Source organism: Aminobacter niigataensis, assembly GCF_946995915.1.
In the GTDB taxonomy this organism is placed as follows: Bacteria; Pseudomonadota; Alphaproteobacteria; order Rhizobiales; family Rhizobiaceae; genus Aminobacter; species Aminobacter niigataensis.
The window spans coordinates 3,136,452-3,155,090 of sequence record NZ_OX341517.1 but is presented as its reverse complement, the minus strand read 5'-3'; the positions used below and the strand labels follow the sequence as shown (position 1 = coordinate 3,155,090).

16 protein-coding genes are annotated in these 18,639 nt (G+C 63.4%); 3 read left to right on the top strand and 13 right to left on the bottom strand.

Annotated features, from left to right (window positions below):
- The first annotated feature begins 57 nt into the window (after positions 1–57).
- On the top strand, positions 58–774 hold the full coding sequence (gene lexA, locus O1Y97_RS15390) for a transcriptional repressor LexA (RefSeq protein ID WP_108608010.1): 717 nt from the start codon (positions 58–60) through the stop codon (positions 772–774).
- Positions 775–810: 36 nt separating this feature from the next.
- Here lexA and O1Y97_RS15385 read toward each other — a convergent pair whose 3' ends face one another.
- Positions 811–3,054, bottom strand: a complete 2,244-nt coding sequence (locus O1Y97_RS15385; protein ID WP_318761575.1) for a ComEC/Rec2 family competence protein — start codon at positions 3,052–3,054, stop codon at positions 811–813.
- Between the two features lie 336 nt (positions 3,055–3,390).
- Between O1Y97_RS15385 and gltX the strand changes: the two genes are divergently transcribed.
- Together gltX and gltA are read left to right on the top strand one after the other, a co-directional pair.
- Positions 3,391–4,815, top strand: coding sequence for a glutamate--tRNA ligase (gene gltX / locus O1Y97_RS15380; RefSeq protein ID WP_318764218.1), 1,425 nt, complete (start codon positions 3,391–3,393; stop codon positions 4,813–4,815).
- A 179-nt stretch (positions 4,816–4,994) separates the two neighbouring features.
- Positions 4,995–6,284, top strand: coding sequence for a citrate synthase (gltA, locus tag O1Y97_RS15375; RefSeq protein ID WP_108608008.1), 1,290 nt, complete (start codon positions 4,995–4,997; stop codon positions 6,282–6,284).
- 60 nt (positions 6,285–6,344) lie between these two features.
- Here gltA and lpxB read toward each other — a convergent pair whose 3' ends face one another.
- The 12 genes from lpxB to tsf all read right to left on the bottom strand — a co-directional run bounded on the left by lpxB (position 6,345) and on the right by tsf (position 18,555).
- Positions 6,345–7,508 (bottom strand): lipid-A-disaccharide synthase, encoded by a 1,164-nt coding sequence (lpxB, locus tag O1Y97_RS15370; RefSeq protein ID WP_318761574.1) that lies wholly within the window; start codon positions 7,506–7,508, stop codon positions 6,345–6,347.
- On the bottom strand, positions 7,505–8,395 hold the full coding sequence (locus O1Y97_RS15365; RefSeq protein WP_318761573.1) for an LpxI family protein: 891 nt from the start codon (positions 8,393–8,395) through the stop codon (positions 7,505–7,507). The genes lpxB and O1Y97_RS15365 overlap by 4 nt, the downstream gene beginning before the upstream one ends.
- On the bottom strand, positions 8,382–9,218 hold the full coding sequence (gene lpxA / locus O1Y97_RS15360) for an acyl-ACP--UDP-N-acetylglucosamine O-acyltransferase (protein WP_108608005.1): 837 nt from the start codon (positions 9,216–9,218) through the stop codon (positions 8,382–8,384). The genes O1Y97_RS15365 and lpxA overlap by 14 nt, the downstream gene beginning before the upstream one ends.
- Before the next feature lie 11 nt (positions 9,219–9,229).
- Positions 9,230–9,694: a 3-hydroxyacyl-ACP dehydratase FabZ gene (fabZ, locus tag O1Y97_RS15355; protein ID WP_108608004.1), complete on the bottom strand. Its 465-nt coding sequence runs from the start codon at positions 9,692–9,694 to the stop codon at positions 9,230–9,232.
- Positions 9,687–10,742: a UDP-3-O-(3-hydroxymyristoyl)glucosamine N-acyltransferase gene (gene lpxD / locus O1Y97_RS15350; protein ID WP_318761572.1), complete on the bottom strand. Its 1,056-nt coding sequence runs from the start codon at positions 10,740–10,742 to the stop codon at positions 9,687–9,689. Before lpxD ends, fabZ begins: the two co-directional genes overlap by 8 nt.
- 66 nt (positions 10,743–10,808) lie before the next feature.
- On the bottom strand, positions 10,809–13,172 hold the full coding sequence (gene bamA, locus O1Y97_RS15345) for an outer membrane protein assembly factor BamA (RefSeq protein ID WP_318761571.1): 2,364 nt from the start codon (positions 13,170–13,172) through the stop codon (positions 10,809–10,811).
- Between the two features lie 220 nt (positions 13,173–13,392).
- On the bottom strand, positions 13,393–14,532 hold the full coding sequence (gene rseP / locus O1Y97_RS15340; protein WP_108608001.1) for an RIP metalloprotease RseP: 1,140 nt from the start codon (positions 14,530–14,532) through the stop codon (positions 13,393–13,395).
- A gap of 79 nt (positions 14,533–14,611) precedes the next feature.
- Entirely contained in the window at positions 14,612–15,442 is an 831-nt protein-coding gene (locus O1Y97_RS15335) for a phosphatidate cytidylyltransferase (RefSeq protein WP_183260887.1), read from the bottom strand.
- An 11-nt stretch (positions 15,443–15,453) separates the two neighbouring features.
- Positions 15,454–16,191, bottom strand: a complete 738-nt coding sequence (locus O1Y97_RS15330) for an isoprenyl transferase (protein WP_256371671.1) — start codon at positions 16,189–16,191, stop codon at positions 15,454–15,456.
- Between the two features lie 12 nt (positions 16,192–16,203).
- Complete coding sequence (gene frr / locus O1Y97_RS15325; RefSeq protein ID WP_183260885.1) at positions 16,204–16,758, bottom strand: ribosome recycling factor; 555 nt, start codon at positions 16,756–16,758, stop codon at positions 16,204–16,206.
- Positions 16,759–16,800: 42 nt separating this feature from the next.
- Positions 16,801–17,523 carry a UMP kinase gene (pyrH, locus tag O1Y97_RS15320; protein ID WP_108607997.1) on the bottom strand — a complete coding sequence of 241 codons (723 nt, stop codon included), beginning with the start codon at positions 17,521–17,523 and terminating at the stop codon, positions 16,801–16,803.
- Between the two features lie 111 nt (positions 17,524–17,634).
- Positions 17,635–18,555, bottom strand: coding sequence for a translation elongation factor Ts (gene tsf / locus O1Y97_RS15315; RefSeq protein WP_108607996.1), 921 nt, complete (start codon positions 18,553–18,555; stop codon positions 17,635–17,637).
- Positions 18,556–18,639 lie beyond the last annotated feature (84 nt).

The window sequence follows — 18,639 nt, the reverse complement described above, 5'->3', positions numbered from 1 at the left end:
TGGAACAGATAGCGTTTGTTCCGGGTTTGTTTTTCTTTTGATTCCTCAGGGGTGGCCATGCTGACGCGCAAACAACACGAGCTTCTGCTGTTCATTCACGAGCGGCTGAAGGAGGCAGGCATCCCGCCATCCTTCGACGAAATGAAGGAGGCGTTGGACCTCGCCTCCAAATCCGGCATCCATCGGTTGATCACGGCGCTCGAGGAGCGTGGTTTCATCCGCCGCCTGCCCAACCGGGCACGTGCGCTTGAAGTGCTGCGCCTGCCCGATTCGATCGCGCCCGGCCTCAACGCGGCACGAAAGTTCTCGCCGAGCGTCATCGAGGGCAGCCTTGGCCGTAAACCGGAGCCATCGCGATCGTTCTCGCACGGCAATGACGACGACGTCGGCGCGGCGGTCACCATTCCGGTCATGGGGCGCATCGCCGCCGGTGTGCCGATCGACGCGATCCAGCACAAGACTCATTCGATTTCGGTGCCGCCGGATATGATCATGGGCGGCGAGCATTATGCGCTCGAGGTCAAGGGCGACTCGATGATCGAGGCCGGCATCTTCGACGGCGACACGGTCGTCATCCGCAGTTCCAATACCGCCAATCCCGGCGAGATCATCGTCGCATTGGTCGATGACGAGGAAGCAACCCTCAAGCGCTTCCGCCGCAAGGGCGCCTCGATCGCCTTGGAAGCCGCCAATCCGGCCTATGAAACCCGTATCTTCGGGCCTGACCGGGTCAAGGTGCAGGGCAAGCTCGTCGGGCTGATCCGCCGCTACTGATCCTTGCATGCATGTCGGGAGCGCACTGCGCGCGACCTACTGAGCTGGCGTTGCCGGCTCCGGTGCGCCCTGACGTTTACTTTCCCGCCGATAGGGCGGCAGTCCCCTCGCCTCGCGGGAGAATTCTCGTTGCGCATGCCAAGGGCGGTATGGCGTGGCCACAGCGTGGCGGATGTCGACCTGTTGAGGAACGCCTCCCCCGCCAGGCGTCAGGAATATCGCCGCACTTCCCAGGCGTGCCAATTCACGGCTGGTGAGGACGATCGCAGCTGAGTTCGTACACACGTTGACTGCAGTGGCGTCGTTGACGACAAGAAGGCCAGCGGTGGCACAGGCCTGCCTCGCGGCTACTGCGCTTTCTGCATGAGCAACCTGCACGCCCGAGGGGTGCTCGACGAGACACAAGCCGTCGGCGCAGGAAAAGGCAGGGCCACTGCCGGCAGCACCCAGGGCCTTTGGGTTGTTTGAATTCTCAGGCCTGGTTGCGTCCGATTGTTCGGTACGCGTGGGACCGACCACGTCCTCGGTCACCAAGGCACGTTTCCAATTGTCGATTGTGAACTGGTTTGGCCGAGCACGATTGACTGCAAGCCTGCCTGCACCAACCTGTACGCCCATCAGGCGCGCGTCCTCCGAGACCAGCACGTCCGGCGCTTCCGCATTCATCAATGCCAGCAGGGCGAGAGCCGCAAGCGGCAGAGCGGCAACGCGCAACCAGGTCGTGGCCATCGATGCGATGATCAGCGCCACCGTGACTAGAACGACCGAATGCGTCGACACCAGTCCGACCGCGTCGACAGGCGAGTGCTCGGAAAACCATTTGGCCAGCGCGATCATGGCCGTCAGGCCGGCACCCATCGTATCGACGAAGATGCCATCGAGGCGGAACGGCATGAAGAGGCCGGCAAGCACGGCAAACGGCATGACCAGTACCGAGACGATCGGCATCACTGCCAGATTGGCGACAAGACTGAGCGGCGAGACGCGCTGGAAATGCCAGGCGCCGAAGACAGCAGTGGCAAGACCTGCGATCACCGAGGTCGCGGCAAGCCCGACCGCCATCGTAGCCAACCAGCGCCACAGCTTTGAGGGCATCGACCGCTGGATGGCCGGTTGAGCTTGCTGCTCACGCCGATCGGACCACCAGGCATAGGCGCCGACAAGTGCTGCAGTCGCGGCAAACGACATCTGGAAGCTCGGGCCGACCACCTCGTGCGGCGAGATGACGATGACCACGATGGCCGAGATCGCCAGATTGCGCATGGTCAAGGCGGCCCTGTCGAACAGCACCGCCGTCAGCATCACAGCCAGCATGATGAAGCTGCGTTGCGCTGCGACCTCCGCCCCGGAAACGAACAGATAGCCCGCTGTCGCGGCCAAGGCGGCGCTTGCCGCGTATTTCTTCACCGGACGGCGCGAGGTGAAAGCTGGAAACGCTGCGAAGCTCAGCCGCATCAGCAACATCACCGTGCCGGCGACCATCGCCATGTGCAGGCCCGAGATCGAAATGATGTGGTAGAGGCCGGTGCGCCGCAGCGCCTCGTTGACGTCTTCAGGGATGCCGCCACGCACGCCGACGACCAGGGCCGCAGCAATTTCCCCTTCAGCACCACCGATGCGATCGCGAATGCGCTGGGCGATGCGGTCGCGCGCGTTTTCCACCCAGGCTGATGCCTGGCCCGCGGCCGATGGCGGCTTAGCAGCAGCGGCAAGCTCCGGACCCTTCATGAAAAAGCCGCTGGCGCCGATGCCATCGAAATAGCTTTCGAAGGAGAAGTCGTAACTCCCCGGGCGCACCGGGCCTGACGGCGGCATCAGCCTGGCATAGCCTGTCACTTGCGAACCGGCCCTCACGCCTTCGGGGACCTTGCGGGCGATGAGCCGCACGCGATCCGGCGCATAACGCAGAACCGGCCGTTCGGTCGCCAGGATATCGAGGGTCAGGCGCAGACGGCCGTTGTCGAGGGTATCGATCTCGACCACCCGCCCGGTGATGCCGGCCGATATCGCCGCGCCGAGCATCTTGGTTGCCATCCGTTCCGTTTCAATCTTGGCAACGGCCATGCCGAGCAGGCAGATGGCCGCGGCGGCGAGCGCGTAATGAGTCAGCCGGTTCACGCGCGTGAGAAAGGCGAGCACAGCCAATAGCGCGAAGGCTGCGGCCAGCGGCACAAGGGGCGGTTCGGCACGAAAGCTGAAATAGGCAAGCGCCCCGATCGCCAGAAAGACCGGCACGAGCAGGAATGCGGCGCCACGATCGAGTTCGGTTTCGATAGCCACGCGAGTGGCTCGCATGGACGAGCGGAGAGCGGCACCTTGGTCCGACCATGGCGACGACCGGGGAAAATAGTGCCGTGGCGCCCGCGGCGAGGCGTCGCCCGGGGCATCAACCTCAAGCGCACTCGGTCGTGCCCATGCCACGGCGGGCGCAACAGGGCCGCCCAGCAACGCGCGCTCGCTGGTCTCGACCACCGGAATGTTACCGGTTTCCCCCTCCCGCACGCGGTCGCCCATCGGGCCTGCCTCTTGCGCCCCAGACCTTCTATGCTACATCAACGCCACCGAAACGCCATGCGCCGCCGGTCTTCGGCCAAGCGCGCTATGCCTCCCTTGGAAATCGCCATGTCCGTCGTCACCCGCTTCGCCCCCTCGCCCACCGGCTACCTGCACATCGGTGGCGCGCGCACGGCTCTCTTCAACTGGCTCTATGCCCGCCACACCGGCGGCACCATGCTGCTGCGCATCGAGGACACCGACCGCGAGCGTTCGACCGATGCTGCCACCGCGGCAATTCTCGAGGGCCTCACCTGGCTCGGCCTGACCTGGGAGGGCGAGCCGACCTCGCAATTCGAGCGCGCGCCGCGCCACCGCGAGGTCGCCGAGGAGCTCGTCCGCATGGGCAAGGCTTATTACTGCTACGCTTCGCAGGACGAGCTGACCGAAATGCGCGAGAAGGCCCGCGCCGAAGGCCGTCCGCCGCGCTACGATGGGCGCTGGCGCGACCGCGATCCGGCGGAAGCCCCGGCAGGCGTGAAGCCGGTGATCCGCATCAAGTCGCCGACAGAGGGCGAGACGCTGGTGCGTGACCGCGTGCAGGGCGACGTGCGCTTTCCCAACAAGGATCTCGACGATTTCATCATCCTGCGCTCGGATGGCGTGCCGACCTACATGCATGCCGTCGTCGTCGACGACCATGACATGGGCGTCACCCACATCATCCGCGGCGACGACCATCTGACCAACGCCGCGCGCCAGACGATCATCTATGTCGCCATGGGCTGGGATGTGCCTGTCATGGCCCACATCCCGCTGATCCATGGTGCCGATGGCGCAAAGCTGTCCAAGCGCCATGGCGCGCTCGGTGTCGATGCCTATCGCGCCATGGGCTACCTGCCCGAGGCATTGCTCAACTATCTCGCCCGCCTCGGCTGGAGCCATGGCGACGACGAGGTGATGAGCATCGAGGACATGATCCGCTGGTTCGAGATCGAAGACGTCAACAAGGGTGCGGCGCGCTTCGACTTCGCCAAGCTCGAGGCGCTGAACGGCGTCCACATGCGCCAGATGGACGACAGGAAGCTGTTCGACATCTTTGTGGCGACCTTGCCCTACCTGCCCGGCGGCGATGCGATCCTTGCCAGGCTCGACGACAAGCGCAAGGCGCAGCTGCTGGCCGCCATGCCCGGCCTCAAGGAGCGCGCCAAGACGCTGATCGAGCTTGCGGATGGCGCGGGCTTCCTGTTTGCCAAGCGTCCCTTGCCTCTCGACGAGAAGGCGGCAGCGCTTCTGGCCGGTCCGGCCAAGGATGTGCTCAAGGGCGCGCACGCGGCGCTGGCCGGCGTCAACGAAGACTGGAACGCCACTTCGGCGGAGGCAGCGATCCGCGAATTTGCCGGGCGCGAGAACGTCAAGTTGGGAGCCGTCGCACAGCCCCTGCGTGCAGCCCTGACGGGCAAAAGCACGTCTCCCGGCGTGTTCGATGTGTTGGCCGTCCTGGGGCGCGACGAAAGTCTAGCCCGCATTTCCGATCAAATCGATTAGGTCAGCAGTGCTTTCCTAGTTTTGCATTGAAATGAGGCTATTGCGGTGCAACATTGCGGCAACAGGTCAATTTGAAAGCAGCGGGGAAGCTGGGGGCTCGGACATTCCGGGCCTAACGGGTTGCCTTGTTATGAAGATTGCGCCGCCCAGGGCGGCAACTCAGCACTAAGGAGTATGCGATGACTGATTCGACCGCCAAACTGGAGTTCCGCGGCCAGACCCACGAGTTCAAGGTGCGCGCCGGAACGGTCGGACCAGATGTGATCGACATCGCATCGCTCTACGCCACCACCGGCGCCTTCACCTACGACCCCGGCTTCACCTCGACGGCGAGCTGCGAGTCGGAGATCACCTTCATCGACGGCGATGCCGGCATCCTGCTGCACCGCGGCTATCCGATCGACCAGCTGGCCGAGCACGGCGACTTCCTCGAAGTCTGCTACCTCCTGCTCTATGGCGAACTGCCGACCAAGTCCCAGAAGGACGACTTCGACCATCGCGTTACGCGCCACACCATGGTGCATGAGCAGATGTCGCGCTTCTTCACCGGCTTCCGCCGCGACGCGCACCCGATGGCTGTCATGTGCGGCGTTGTCGGCGCCCTGTCGGCCTTCTATCACGACTCGACCGATATCTCGGATCCGCACCAGCGCATGGTCGCTTCGATCCGCCTGATCGCCAAGATGCCGACGATCGCGGCGATGGCCTACAAGTACCATATCGGCCAGCCCTTCGTTTACCCCAAGAACGAGCTGAACTTTGCCGCCAACTTCCTGCACATGTGCTTTGCCGTGCCGTGCGAGGAGTACAAGGTCAATCCGGTGCTCGCCCGCGCCATGGAGCGCATCTTCATCCTCCATGCCGACCACGAGCAGAATGCCTCGACCTCTACCGTGCGCCTCGCCGGTTCGTCGGGCGCCAACCCGTTCGCCTGCATCGCCGCCGGCATTGCCTGCCTTTGGGGTCCGGCCCATGGCGGCGCCAATGAAGCGGCGCTCAACATGCTGAGCGAAATCGGCCATGTCGACCGCATTCCGGAATTCGTCGCCCGCGCCAAGGACAAGAACGATCCGTTCCGCCTGATGGGCTTCGGCCACCGCGTCTACAAGAACTACGATCCGCGCGCCAAGATCATGCAGAAGACCACGCATGAAGTGCTCGGCGAGCTTGGCATCAAGGACGATCCGATGCTCGACGTCGCGATGGAGCTCGAGCGCATCGCGCTGACCGACGAATACTTCATCGAAAAGAAGCTCTACCCGAACATCGACTTCTACTCGGGCATCACGCTGAAGGCGCTGGGCTTCCCCACGACCATGTTCACCGTGCTGTTCGCGCTCGCCCGCACCGTCGGCTGGATCGCGCAGTGGAAGGAAATGATCGAGGATCCGCGCCAGAAGATCGGCCGTCCCCGCCAGCTCTACACCGGTGCTGCCGAGCGCGACTATCTGCCGATCGCCAAGCGCTAAGCGCCAAGCGAAACGAATTGAACAACGCCCGCCAAGCTCTTGCCTGGCGGGCGTTTTTTTTCATTTGTGGATGTGTTTGAGGACGGCTTCGGCGGCAAGTTCACCGGAGGGGCGATCGGTCGTCATGCGCCGGAGTATCTCGGCAAAGCCTTCCTTCTGCCAGCGCCTGATGCCGCTGTCGGCGAACAGGCCCTCGATGTGACGCGCCATCCATTGCGGGCGCACATACTGGTTGTAGGCTTCGAACACCACCGGCCTGTCCGCGATCAGGTTGGGCAGCGACGCGCTCCAGACAGTGATCAGCCTCTGCACCACGCGCATGAAGGTGTCGAGCTTGTAGTTCGACATCATCGGTACGCCGGCGAGCGCAAGCTCCAGCGACACCGTTCCCGACGCTATCAGCGCCGCATCGGCCTCGCCGAAGGCCTGCCATTTGCGCTGTGGGTCGAGGATGATCTCGGGTTTTTCCGGCCAGTCGGAGACGGCGTCTTCGACCAGGCTGGCCACATGCGGCACCGTCGGCAGCAGCAGGCGCAAGCGGTGACCGCGTGCGCGCAGGATCGAAACGGTCTCGCCAAACGGGCCGATCAGGCCGCGCACTTCGCTGCGGCGCGAGCCCGGAAGCAGCAGAAGCGTCTTTTCGCGGTCGGGCGAAAGAGCGCCCTTGCCTTCCTGCATGGCGGCTGCGACGGCGATACCGGGATCACTGACCAGCCGGTGGCCGACGAAAGTGCCGTGCGGGCCGCCCAGCCGCGCAAGCTCGGCGGGTTCGAAGGGCAGGATGCAAAGCACTTCATCGACATGCGGCTCCATCGCCTTGGCCCGGCTCGGCCGCCACGCCCACACGCTCGGGCAGATGTAGTGGACGATCGGAATCCCAGGCGCGAGCGCGCGAACATTCCTGGCCACGCGCAGCGAAAAATCCGGGCTGTCGATAGTGATGAGGCAATCCGGCTTTTCGGCAGCTACGAGGCGCGCCGTCTGGCCGATCCGCCGCATCAGGCGCGGCAGGTCGCGGACGATCGCCGTCAGTCCCATCAGCGCGATCTCGCTGGCATCGAACAGCGGCGAAAGCCCCAGTTGCTGCAAATGCCGGCCGCCGGTGCCGACCAGCCTGACCTCGCGGCCGGTCAGTCGCTGCAGCGCCCGCACCAGGTCGGCGCCCAGGAGGTCGCCCGACTCTTCGCCGGCGACGATGGCGATCTTGAGCGGCGGCTGAGTCATTTGCCCCTCTCACTCGTCAGACCAACAACGAAGAGGCCGAGCCGATCGGCACGTTCCACGACCTCGCCAACATCGAGCACGAAGGAGCGTCCAGCTTCGACACCAATTCCGGCCAGGCCCGCAGCGTGTGCCGCATCCACCGTTGCGGGACCGATAGTCGGCAGGTCGGCGCGCATTTCCTGGCCGGGCTTGGCACATTTGACCAGGACGCCGCGCTTGCGGCCGGAGATACGACCGTTGTTGCGCAGGTCACGGACACGTTCGAGCAGAAGATCGGTTCCCTCGATGCCTTCAAGGGCGATGGCCCGTCCGCCTATGGCGACGGCGGCCTGGCCGATGTCGAGCGCCCCGATGGCGCTTGCGGCCTCCAGCCCGGCCCGGAGGTCGGCCCAGTCACCGTCCTTGGGCGCAAGCCCGCCGATCCTGCCTTCTATGGCAAGCAAGTTCGGCACGACCTGATGCGCACCCACGACCTTGATGCCGTTGTCCTCGATCAGGTCGACCAATATGCGAAGCAGGCCGTCGTCGCCGCGTGCAAAACCGGCCAGCGCCCGCGGCAGGATGCGAAGAAGCGAAACGCTTGGACGGATGGCGCGCCAGGCCGGACGGCGGCTGATGCCACCGGCGAGCACGAGATGGGTGATGCGCTCGCGCTTGAGCAGCGGCACAAGCGCTGCGAACTGCTCGATCGCCAGCACCTTGCCGTCATAGCTCCAGAGGCTGGTGCCGGGATCGGTCTCGCCTTCGATCAGTACGATGAATGGCGCGTGTCCCGTCTCGGCCAGGCTCTCGGCCACATTGACGGGAAGGCGGCCGCTGCCGGCAACGACAGCGACCCGGTCGGCCGCGGAAAGGACTATCTTCTTTCCGCCCTCAGCTTTCGTCATCGGCGGCGTCGTCGGAGACGGCGGTTCGGAGCGGCGGCACCGTGAAATGGCGCTTGCCCCGTGCCTGGATGAAATCGAGCATGTCGCGCACGATGGCCGACCCCTGGAACTCGCGTTCGACAGCCGGAATGTTCTCGGCCACTGCGCGTGCGGGGTCGAAGATCATCTTGTAGGCCTTGCGCAACGCAAAGATTTCGGCGCGCGGCAGGCCTGAGCGCTTCATGCCGATGACATTGAGCCCGCGCAGTCGGGCGCGATTGCCCATCACCATGCCATAGGGAATGATGTCGCCGTCGATGATGGCAGCACCGCCAGCGAAGGCATGATGGCCGATACGCGTCATCTGGTGGACCGCGCACAACCCGCCAAGCGTCACGTTGTTGCCGACCTCGACATGGCCGCCAAGCGTCGCGACATTGGCCATGGTGACATTGTCACCGACGATGCAGTCATGAGCGATGTGCGCATAGGCGAGAAACAGCCCGTTGTCGCCGACAGTGGTGGCGCCACGGCTGGTGTCGGTGCCAAGATGCATGGTCACGCCTTCGCGGATCGTGCAGTTCTTGCCGACGACCAGCGTCGTGCGGCCACCCTTGTGCTTGTTGTTCTGCGGTGCTGCGCCGAGCGTCGCCTGCGGAAATACCTTGCAGCCTTCACCTAGCGTGGTTGCGCCCATAATGGCGACATGGCTGATCAGTTCAACGCGATCGCCGATAACGGCATCGGCGCTGACATGGCAGAACGGCCCGATGCGGACGCCCGCGCCCAGCTTTGCGCCAGTTTCGACGACGGCGGCGGGATGGATGAAAGTTTCGGTCTGCATGAAAGGTCTTGCTATTCCTTCGGCACCATCATCGCCGCCACCTCGGCCTCGGCCACGGTGACGCCATCGACCTGCGCATCGCAGGCGAATTTGAGGATATTGCCGCGCTTCTTGATCTTCTTGACGTGAATTCTGAGCTGGTCGCCAGGCACAACCGGCTTGCGGAACTTGGCCGCATCGACAGTCATCAGGTAGACCAGCGACGGGCTTTCGTCGACCACCAGGCGCAGGCAGATCGCGCCGGCGGTCTGCGCCATGGCTTCGATGATCAGCACGCCCGGCATCACCGGCTGGCCGGGGAAATGGCCCTGGAAATGCGGCTCGTTGAAAGTGACGTTCTTGATGCCGACAGCCGAATCGTCGCCGTCGATGTCGACGATACGGTCGATCAGCAGGAACGGATAGCGATGTGGCAAAAGCTTGAACAGGCCGAGAATGTCGACGGATTCGAGCGTCTTGGTCGTCTGGTCAGTCATTGCCCCCACCGTCCTTCTTTGTCTTGGCCATCTTCTTGAGCCATGCGAACTCGCGCATCGCATCCTTCATCGGCTTGGCCGGAAAACCGGCCCAGATCTCGCCTGCAGGCACGTCATGCATGAAGCCGCTGCGCGCCGCCAGCCTGGCCCCTGCGCCGACCGTCAGATGGTCTGCAAGCCCGACGCCGCCGCCCATCATGACATTGTCGCCAACGGTGACCGAGCCCGAAATACCCGTTAGACCGGCGATGACGCAATTGCGGCCAATGCGCACGTTGTGGGCGATCTGGACGAGATTGTCGATCTTGGTGTTTTCGCCGATGATCGTATCGGCCATGGCGCCGCGGTCGACCGTCGAGTTGGCGCCGATCTCGACATTGTCCTGGATGATGACCCGGCCGATCTGCGGAATGCGTTCCGGTCCGCGCGCGCCACCCGCGAAACCAAAACCATCCTGGCCGATACGGGCGCCGGCATGGATGATGACTCCGTTGCCGATCAGCGCATACTGGATTGAACTATGCGGGCCGATGTAGCAATCGCGCCCCACCTGCGAGGAACGGCCGATCACGGCATTGGCCGCGACGACCGTGCCGGCGCCGACACCTGCCTTGGGTCCGATGACCGCACCGGCCTCGATGATCGCGCCCGTCTCGACATGGGCGGTGGGATCGATATGCGCAAAGGGCGAAATGCCTGCTTCACCGGTCGCACCGACCGGGCGCTCGGCGTCAGGATAAAGCAGTCGGCCGATGCGTGCGAAAGCCTGCTGCGGACGTGGCGTCACCAGGACGGCAATACCATCGGGCACAAGCCCGACAACATCAGGCGTGCAAAGCACGGCTGCCGCATGAAGCGTCGGCAACGACACGCCATTGCGCTTGCCATCGACGAACACCAGGGCACCTTCGCCGCCAGCAGAAGCTGACGCGATGGTTGAAATCTCAATGTGAGAATGGCCGGGATCGGCGAGCACGGCCCCGGTAAGCCCGGCCACCTCGCCAACCGAATAGCGGCGTGACGGCACAAAAAACACCGGATCCGTCATGAAATGCTGTTCCAGCTAGGCCGGGCCTTCCGGGCCATGATGGCCCGGAAGCGTCGTTCCGCCAAATTAGAAGCGGGTCGAGATGCCGAAGTTGAATTCCTGCGTGTCGTCCGTGTCTTCCTTCTGGACCGGCACCGCGTAGTCGATGCGAAGCGGACCGAAGGGCGACGCCCAGAGCAGGCCGATGCCCACCGAAGCGCGCCACTGCATGTCGGTCGAGACCAGGTTCGCCACGTTGTCGACCTTGCTGCCGTAAAGCGTTGCCGCATCGGCAAACACCGCGCCACGCAGACCAAAGCTCTCCGGCACGACCGGGATCGGGAACTGGGCTTCTGCCGACGCATTGAAATACGTCGTACCGCCGAGGTGATCGTCAGTGGCGTCGTCAAACGGACCAATGCCGTTGTACTTGAAGCCGCGGATCATGCGGTCGTTGTTCTTGAAGTGATCGAACACACGCAGACCATCGTCGCCGAAGCCCTGGATGTGACCGCCGCCCGCCGAGACGAGGCCAACGATATCGAGCTCTTCCGACAGCGTCTGGTAGTAGCTGGCGCGACCGGTAACCTTGACGAACTTGGCGTCACCACCGAGGCCTGCCACTTCGGTCGTGAAGTTGGCGTAGATGCCACCATGCGGGTTCTTCATGTCGTCGATGGTGTTGTACACCAGCGTGCCGCTGACCGACGACTTGATCCAAGGACTATCTTCAACACCGTCCAGGATTGCCTGCGAAATATCGCATTTGGCAGGGTCGTAGCCACCAGCGGTCAAGCAATCCTCGTCGAGAGCATACTCTTCTTGCGAAAGATTGTAGGCGAGCTGCGTCGAGATATTGTCCGTGATCGGCAGGCCGAAGCGGATGGTGCCGCCTGTCACGTCACTTTCATACTCGTCGTACTTGCGCGTCTGGCGGAACACGTCGAAACCGGCAGCGATACGGCGGCCGAGGAAGTACGGTTCGGTGAACGAGAAGCTGTAGTCACGCGAATTCTTGCCGCCACCGGCGGAGAACTTGATGAACTGGCCACGGCCGAGGAAGTTGCGCTCGGTGATCGAGCCTTCCACCGACGGGCCGGCATTGTCGCCACCGGTCGAATAGCCGGCGCCGATCGAGAACTCACCGGTCGACTTCTCGACCAGGTCGACAACCAGCACGACCTGGTCGGGCTGCGAACCGGGAGCGGTGGAGACTTCGACGCGCTCGAAGAAGTTCAGTGCCTCGAGGCGCTTCTTCGCACGCTGGATGAGCACCTGGTTGAAGGCATCGCCTTCGCTGACGTCGAATTCGCGACGGATCACGAAGTCGCGGGTGCGCTCGTTGCCGCGGATCTCGATGCGCTCGACATAAGCCTTGGCGCCCTGATCGACGGTGTAGACGACCGAGATCGTGCGGTTTTCGAAGTTGCGGTCACCGCGCGGCGTCACCTTGGCGAAGGCATAGCCCTTGCCGGCAACGTTTTCGGTGATTCCGATGATCGAATCCTCGACGTCCTTGGCGTTGTAGGTGTCGCCCTTGCGCGTCTCGACCAGCGACTGCAGCGTCGCGCCGTCGATCTCGGGGATCGTGCTTTCGACCGTGACGTCGCCGAACGTATAGCGCTGGCCTTCGTCGACGGTGATCGTGATGGTGTACTGGTTGGTCGCTTCGTCGAGCTCGCCAAAGGCGGAAACGACCTGGAAGTCGGCGTAGCCGTGATTGAAGTAGAAGCGGCGCAGCGCCTCTTCGTCGGCGCGCAGACGATCCTCGTCATAGATATCGTCACGCAGCATGAACGACAGGAACGACGAACGCTTGGTCGAAATCACATCCGCAAGGCGGCGGTCGCCATAGGCATCGTTGCCGACGAAATTGACCGCGGCGATCTTGGTGCGGCCGCCTTCGTTGATCTCGAACACCACGTTCACGCGGTTTTCGCCAAGGTCCATGACATTGGTGCCAACGGTGACATCGTCACGGCCGACGCGCTTGTAGGCTTCCTTGATCGCCTGGGCGTCAGCTTCGAGCGCCGCCTGCGAGAACGCGCCACGCGGCTTGAGCTGAACGGCACCGCCGAGTGCCGCGTCCTTGAGCTTCTTGTTGCCCTGGAACAGCACGTTGTTGACGACCTGGTATTCGGAAACCTGAACCACCAGGGTCGAACCGACCTGGTTGATACGGACATCGGAGAACAGGCCGCTGCCGAACAGCGCCTTCACGGCCTCGTCGATATCGGCATTCGAAAACGACTTGCCCGGCTTGATGGAGATGTAGTTGCGAACGGTGTCCGCGTCGACGCGCTGGTTGCCGCGCACCTCGACCCGGTTGACCACCGCCGCCTCTGCGGCGGACACGGCAACAAACTGGACCGCCACTGCACCAGGAATGGCCAGTGCGGCGGACAGAGCCACCGCGGACGCGGCGCTCGCAAACTTCAATGCTGCCTTCATCGGGCTATATAACCTTTTTCTCGAAGTCCCCACGGCGAGAAAACCGGACGTCGCGGTAAATTTCCCATACCGTAATAACCGGATTTTCCCTACACGCAAGGCTTCTAGTTAATTTGTATTTACTTACCCTGCGAGCGTGACTTTCGCGTCACTCATATCGCCCCGGATGGTAAACGCTCCCTCAACGGCCCCCCTGCCCGTTCCGAATTTCTTAATGATTTCAGCAGCCAAACAGGTCGTTCCAGAAAACGAAACCCATGAAGGCAAGAACCAGAATCATCCCCACACGATAGACCGCCTCCATTGCCCGTTCCGAAACGGGACGGCGGATCACTGCCTCGACGGCATAGAACGCGAGATGGCCGCCGTCCAGCGGAGGAATCGGCAATAAGTTAAGAAAGCCGATGCCGACCGACAACAACGCCACCAGTTGAACCAGCCACATGAAGCCCAACTGGGCTGCCTTGCCTGCCATGTCGGCAATCTTGACCGGTCCGCCAAGCTGACACTTGTCTTCGCGGCCGACCACGAATCGCTTCAGGAACTGGCCGGTTCGCTGGATGATGTGGCCCGTCTCGGAAACCGCCTGAACGAAGGCTCCGCCCGGGCTGTAACTGATCAGCCGCGGCTGGCCCAGTTCCTCGTTGTTGACCACCCCGATGACAGCCACCTTGACCGAATTGCCGAGCGCATCCTTCTGCTCCATCATCTCCGGCGTGGCCGTAAGCGCGATCTCCTTGCCGTCGCGCATCATGACGAAGGCAATCGCATCGCCGCCCCGGCCTGAGACCAGCCTCTGGACGTCGGAGAAGGTTTCCACCGGTTTGCCATCGACGCTGACGAATCGGTCGCCCGGCAGGATGCCGGCGTTGGCGGCCGGGCTTGCCGCCCTCACCTCCGCCACGGTCGGCTCCATGACGTAGCGGCCATAGGCTGAAAACAGCACGGTAAAGACCGCGATCGTGAGAAGGAAATTGAACAGAGGACCTGCAACGACAGTTGCAGCGCGCTTCCAGACCGGCTGGGTGTGGAAGGCTATCTTATGCTCCGCCGGGCTGAGATTGTCGTCCTCGGCGCCTGCCGGCTTGCTGGTGACGCTCATGTCGCCGACAAACTTGACATAGCCGCCCAGCGGTATCGCACAGAGCTTCCAGCGCGTGCCGCGACGGTCGTTGAAGCCGAGCAGCTCCGGCCCAAAACCGATCGAGAAGGCCTTCACGCCGATGCCGCACCAGCGGCCGACGAGGTAGTGGCCCATCTCGTGTACGAATACGACGATGGTCAGCACGAACAGGAACGGCACGATGGTGCCGATCAAAAGGCCGTCCGTGCTCAGGAAGGCGGGAAGATACTCGTTCAAATCAAGTCCTCAACCAGTACCATCGAGCCCCATCTGAGCCAACTTGCCTTGCCCGACGCTTGCGCCGCGCTGCAGTGGCTCAGGCTGGAAACAGCCCCTGCGCCGGATGATCGGCCGAACCGGACATCCAGCCGATGACGTATAGGGCAAATGCCGCCGCGACAAGCCCGTCCACCCGGTCCATCACGCCGCCATGACCGGGAATCAGCGAGCCCGAGTCCTTGTAGCCATGCCGGCGCTTGACCCAGGATTCGAACAGGTCGCCGGCCTGGGAAATCACCGACAGCAGCAGCGCGACAACAGCCAGCAGCGCAAGATTGCCGCTACCAGCGGTACTTGCGAGCAATAGCCCGGCCACGACGCCACCAACGGCTCCACCAAGTGCGCCGCTGCGGGTCTTGCCGGGTGAGATTGCAGGCGCGAGCTTTGGCCCGCCGACCTTGCGGCCGACGAAATAGGCGAAGATGTCGGTCGCCCACACGACCGCGAACAGAAACAGGATGGCGACCAGCCCGGATGCGTCATTGCCGCGCAGGAGGGCCAAAGACAGGCCGGAGAGCGCTGCGTAGCCGAATCCGGCGGCTTCCCATGCCGCCACCCCGCGCAACCGCCCCACGATCCAGAGAATCAACGTGAATGCGGCGACCAAGCCGATCAGGGCAAGCGCGGGCACGCCGGCGACCAGCGCCCCGGCAAACAGCAGGATCGCCACTTCAGGCAAGATGCCAAGATCACCAGCGGCCCAGACAGCACCGGTCTTGGCGCGCGACATGGTCGACCATTCGTAGAAAATGGCCAGGACGATCGCCGCCGACAGCAAGCGAAACGGCAGGCCGCCGCCCCAGGTCAGGGCGAGCACCGCCGTCGCCAGCACGATCGCCGAGATTGTCCGAAGCTGGAGATTGCTCATGCGCTCCGCCGTCACAAAGCGACGTCGCGAGTGGCAAGCCCGCCGAAGCGCCGCTCGCGACCGGTATATTCGCGCAAGGCGTCGGCAAGATGCTCGCGATTGAAATCCGGCCAGTAGCAGGGCTGGAACACCAGTTCGCTATAGGCCGACTGCCAGGGCAGGAAATTGGAAAGCCTGATCTCGCCGCTGGTGCGGATCACCAGGTCGGGATCGGGTATCCCCGCGGTATCGAGGTTTTCGGCAAACAGCTCCGGCGTGATTTCTTCGCTCGAGATCTCGCCACGTTTGACCGCTTCCGCCAGCCGGCTCGCGGCGCGCGCGATCTCATCGCGCCCGCCATAATTGAAGGCAATCACCAGCGTCAGCGAATCGTTTCCGGCGGTCAGCGTTTCGGCTTCCTCCAGCAGGCAGCGAATGTCCGGCTGCAGCGTCGCCCGGTCGCCGATGATGCGCACCCGCACGCCGCTGTTGTGCAGTTCGGCCAGGTCGCGGCGAATGAAGATCTTGAGCAGGCCCATGAGATCGGTGACCTCGGACTTGGGCCGCGACCAGTTCTCCGAAGAAAACGCGTAGACCGTCAGCCAGGAGATGCCGAGGTCGGCAGCGGCACGAACGGTACGGCGCAGCGCCTCGACGCCAGCCCTGTGCCCGGCAACGCGCGGCAGGCCCCGGGCCTTCGCCCAACGGCCATTGCCATCCATGATGATCGCGACATGCGCGGGCGTAGTCATCCGTTCGCTTTCGGCCAGCCTCTGGTTGGCTTAGACTTGCATGATCTCGGCTTCTTTGCCCGCAAGCAGGCTATCGACCTGGTTGATCGTGTCGTCGGTCAGCTTCTGCACCTTCTCGGACTGGACGCGCTGGTCGTCCTGGCTGATGTCGCCGTCCTTCTCGGCCTTTTTCAAAGCTTCCATGCCGTCACGGCGCACATGGCGCGTCGCTACCTTGGCGTTTTCGGCATAGGTATGGGCGATCTTGACCAGTTCCTTGCGGCGCTGCTCGTTGAGCTCCGGCAGTGGAATGCGCAGATTGGTGCCGTCGACGATCGGATTGAAGCCAAGGTTCGATTCGCGGATGGCGCGATCGACCGCACCGACCATGGACTTGTCCCACACCGAGACCGAGATCATGCGCGGCTCGGGCACCGACACCGTCGCCACCTGGTTGAGCGGCATGGCCGATCCATAGGCCTGGACCTGGATCGGATCGAGCAGGTTGCTCGAGGCGCGGCCAGTGCGCAGAGAAGCAAGATCATGCTTGAACGCGTTAATGGCGCCTTCCATGCGGCGCTGAAGATCGTTGTAGTCGGTGCTCATCGCAGTCTCCTTGGTCCCGGTTCCGGGGCCATCGTTCAATCGTCAGGCGTCCGCTACAACCGTGCAGCGACCGCCACCCTTCAATATTTCGCCGAAACCGCCTTTTTCATGGATCGAATAGACGATTATCGGGATGTTGTTTTCACGCGCAAGGGCAATTGCCGCCGTATCCATGATCGACAGCCCCTGGGCAATGACTTCCTTATGCGTGATGCGCTCGAAACGCGTCGCGGCCGGGTCCTTCTTGGGATCGGCCGAGTAGACGCCATCGACCTGGGTGCCCTTGAACAGCGCATCGGCGCCGATCTCGGCCGCGCGCAATGCTGCCGCCGAATCGGTAGTGAAGAACGGATTGCCCGTGCCGCCGGCGAAAATCACGACCTTGCCGGCATCCATGTAGGCGGTTGCCTGTCGCTGAGAGAAGCTTTCGCAGAGCTCGGGCATGGCGATCGCCGACAGCACGACGGCATCGACCCCGAGCTTGTGGAGTGACGTACGCAGCGCCAGCGAATTGATGACGGTGGCGAGCATGCCCATGTGGTCGCCTGTGACCCGGTCGCCGCCCTTGGAGGCCACTGCCACGCCGCGGAAGATGTTGCCGCCGCCGATGACCACGCCAACCTCGACGCCGAGCGCCCTCGCCTCGGCGATGTCGGAAGCGATGCGGTCGACCACCGACACGTCGATGCCGAAATGCTGCTCGCCCATCAGGGCCTCGCCCGACGCCTTAAGCAGTACGCGCCGGTAGAGCGGCTTGTCGGTCATGAGTTCCTCGCGGCGATTGAAAGATCGGGAGTTCCGATACACGAAGGGCGCCGCGATGTCACGCGGCGCCCTTCGGCTATCCTCAGGAAGCGCTTGATGCAGCGCTACTTTTTAGCCCTTAACGGCCGCGGCAACTTCGGCTGCGAAGTCGCTCTCTTCCTTCTCGATGCCTTCACCGAGTGCGAAGCGGACATAGCCCGTGATCTTGGCCGGCGCGCCGATCTGCTTCTCGGCGTCCTTGAGCGCAGCCTCGACCGTCAGGTCAGGGTTGAGCACGAAGGCCTGCTTGAGCAGCACGACTTCCTCGTAGAACTTGCGCATGCGGCCTTCGACCATCTTCTCGATGATGTTCTCGGGCTTGCCCGACTGGCGGGCCTGGTCGGCGAAGATCGCCTTTTCGCGCTCGACATGCGTCGCGTCGACTTCGTCGGGGGTCAAGGCGAGCGGGTTGGTCGCGGCGACGTGCATGGCGACCTGGCGTGCGAACGCACGGGCCGCATCGTGGTTGCCGGTCGTCTCGATGGCAACCAGAACACCGAGCTTGCCGAGATTGTCGGCGACAGCATTGTGCACGTAGGTCGCGACGACGCCTTCTGCAACCGAAAGCTTGGCCGAGCGGCGGAAGCTCATGTTCTCGCCGATGGTGCCGACCGCATCCTTGATGGTATCGGCAACCGACTTGTCGGAACCCGGATACTTCGCAGCAGCAACCGCCTCGGTGGTGCCATAGGCAAGAGCAACCTTGGCGACGTCGGCGACGATTTCCTGGAAGGCTGCGTTGCGGGCAACGAAGTCGGTCTCGGAGTTGACTTCGACGACGACGGCTTCGCGGACGCCGGCGTCGACGCCGATCAGGCCTTCGGCGGCCGTGCGGCCAGCCTTCTTGTCGGCCTTCGAGATGCCCTTCTTGCGCAGCCAGTCGACCGCAGCTTCCATGTCGCCGCCGGTCTCGTTGAGAGCCGCCTTGCAATCCATCATGCCCGCGCCCGTCAGTTCGCGGAGTTCTTTAACCTGTGCTGCCGAAATGCTCATTGTGGTGGCCTCTTTGCTTCAAAATGCGCGAGCGCACCACCGAGGGTTCGATGATGCGCCGAACGCCGGCGCGAGCTGCGCCCA

Bases quoted from the DNA above. Each gene is read 5' to 3' on its own strand.
- pyrH (WP_108607997.1), bottom strand. From the start codon at position 17,523: ATGACCGACAAGCCGCTCTACCGGCGCGTACTGCTTAAGGCGTCGGGC.
- lexA (WP_108608010.1), top strand. From the start codon at position 58: ATGCTGACGCGCAAACAACACGAGCTTCTGCTGTTCATTCACGAGCGG.
- O1Y97_RS15365 (WP_318761573.1), bottom strand. From the start codon at position 8,395: ATGACGAAAGCTGAGGGCGGAAAGAAGATAGTCCTTTCCGCGGCCGAC.
- lpxB (WP_318761574.1), bottom strand. From the start codon at position 7,508: ATGACTCAGCCGCCGCTCAAGATCGCCATCGTCGCCGGCGAAGAGTCG.
- gltA (WP_108608008.1), top strand. From the start codon at position 4,995: ATGACTGATTCGACCGCCAAACTGGAGTTCCGCGGCCAGACCCACGAG.
- lpxA (WP_108608005.1), bottom strand. From the start codon at position 9,218: ATGCAGACCGAAACTTTCATCCATCCCGCCGCCGTCGTCGAAACTGGC.
- tsf (WP_108607996.1), bottom strand. From the start codon at position 18,555: ATGAGCATTTCGGCAGCACAGGTTAAAGAACTCCGCGAACTGACGGGC.
- O1Y97_RS15335 (WP_183260887.1), bottom strand. From the start codon at position 15,442: ATGAGCAATCTCCAGCTTCGGACAATCTCGGCGATCGTGCTGGCGACG.
- bamA (WP_318761571.1), bottom strand. From the start codon at position 13,172: ATGAAGGCAGCATTGAAGTTTGCGAGCGCCGCGTCCGCGGTGGCTCTG.
- lpxD (WP_318761572.1), bottom strand. From the start codon at position 10,742: ATGACGGATCCGGTGTTTTTTGTGCCGTCACGCCGCTATTCGGTTGGC.
- fabZ (WP_108608004.1), bottom strand. From the start codon at position 9,694: ATGACTGACCAGACGACCAAGACGCTCGAATCCGTCGACATTCTCGGC.
- frr (WP_183260885.1), bottom strand. From the start codon at position 16,758: ATGAGCACCGACTACAACGATCTTCAGCGCCGCATGGAAGGCGCCATT.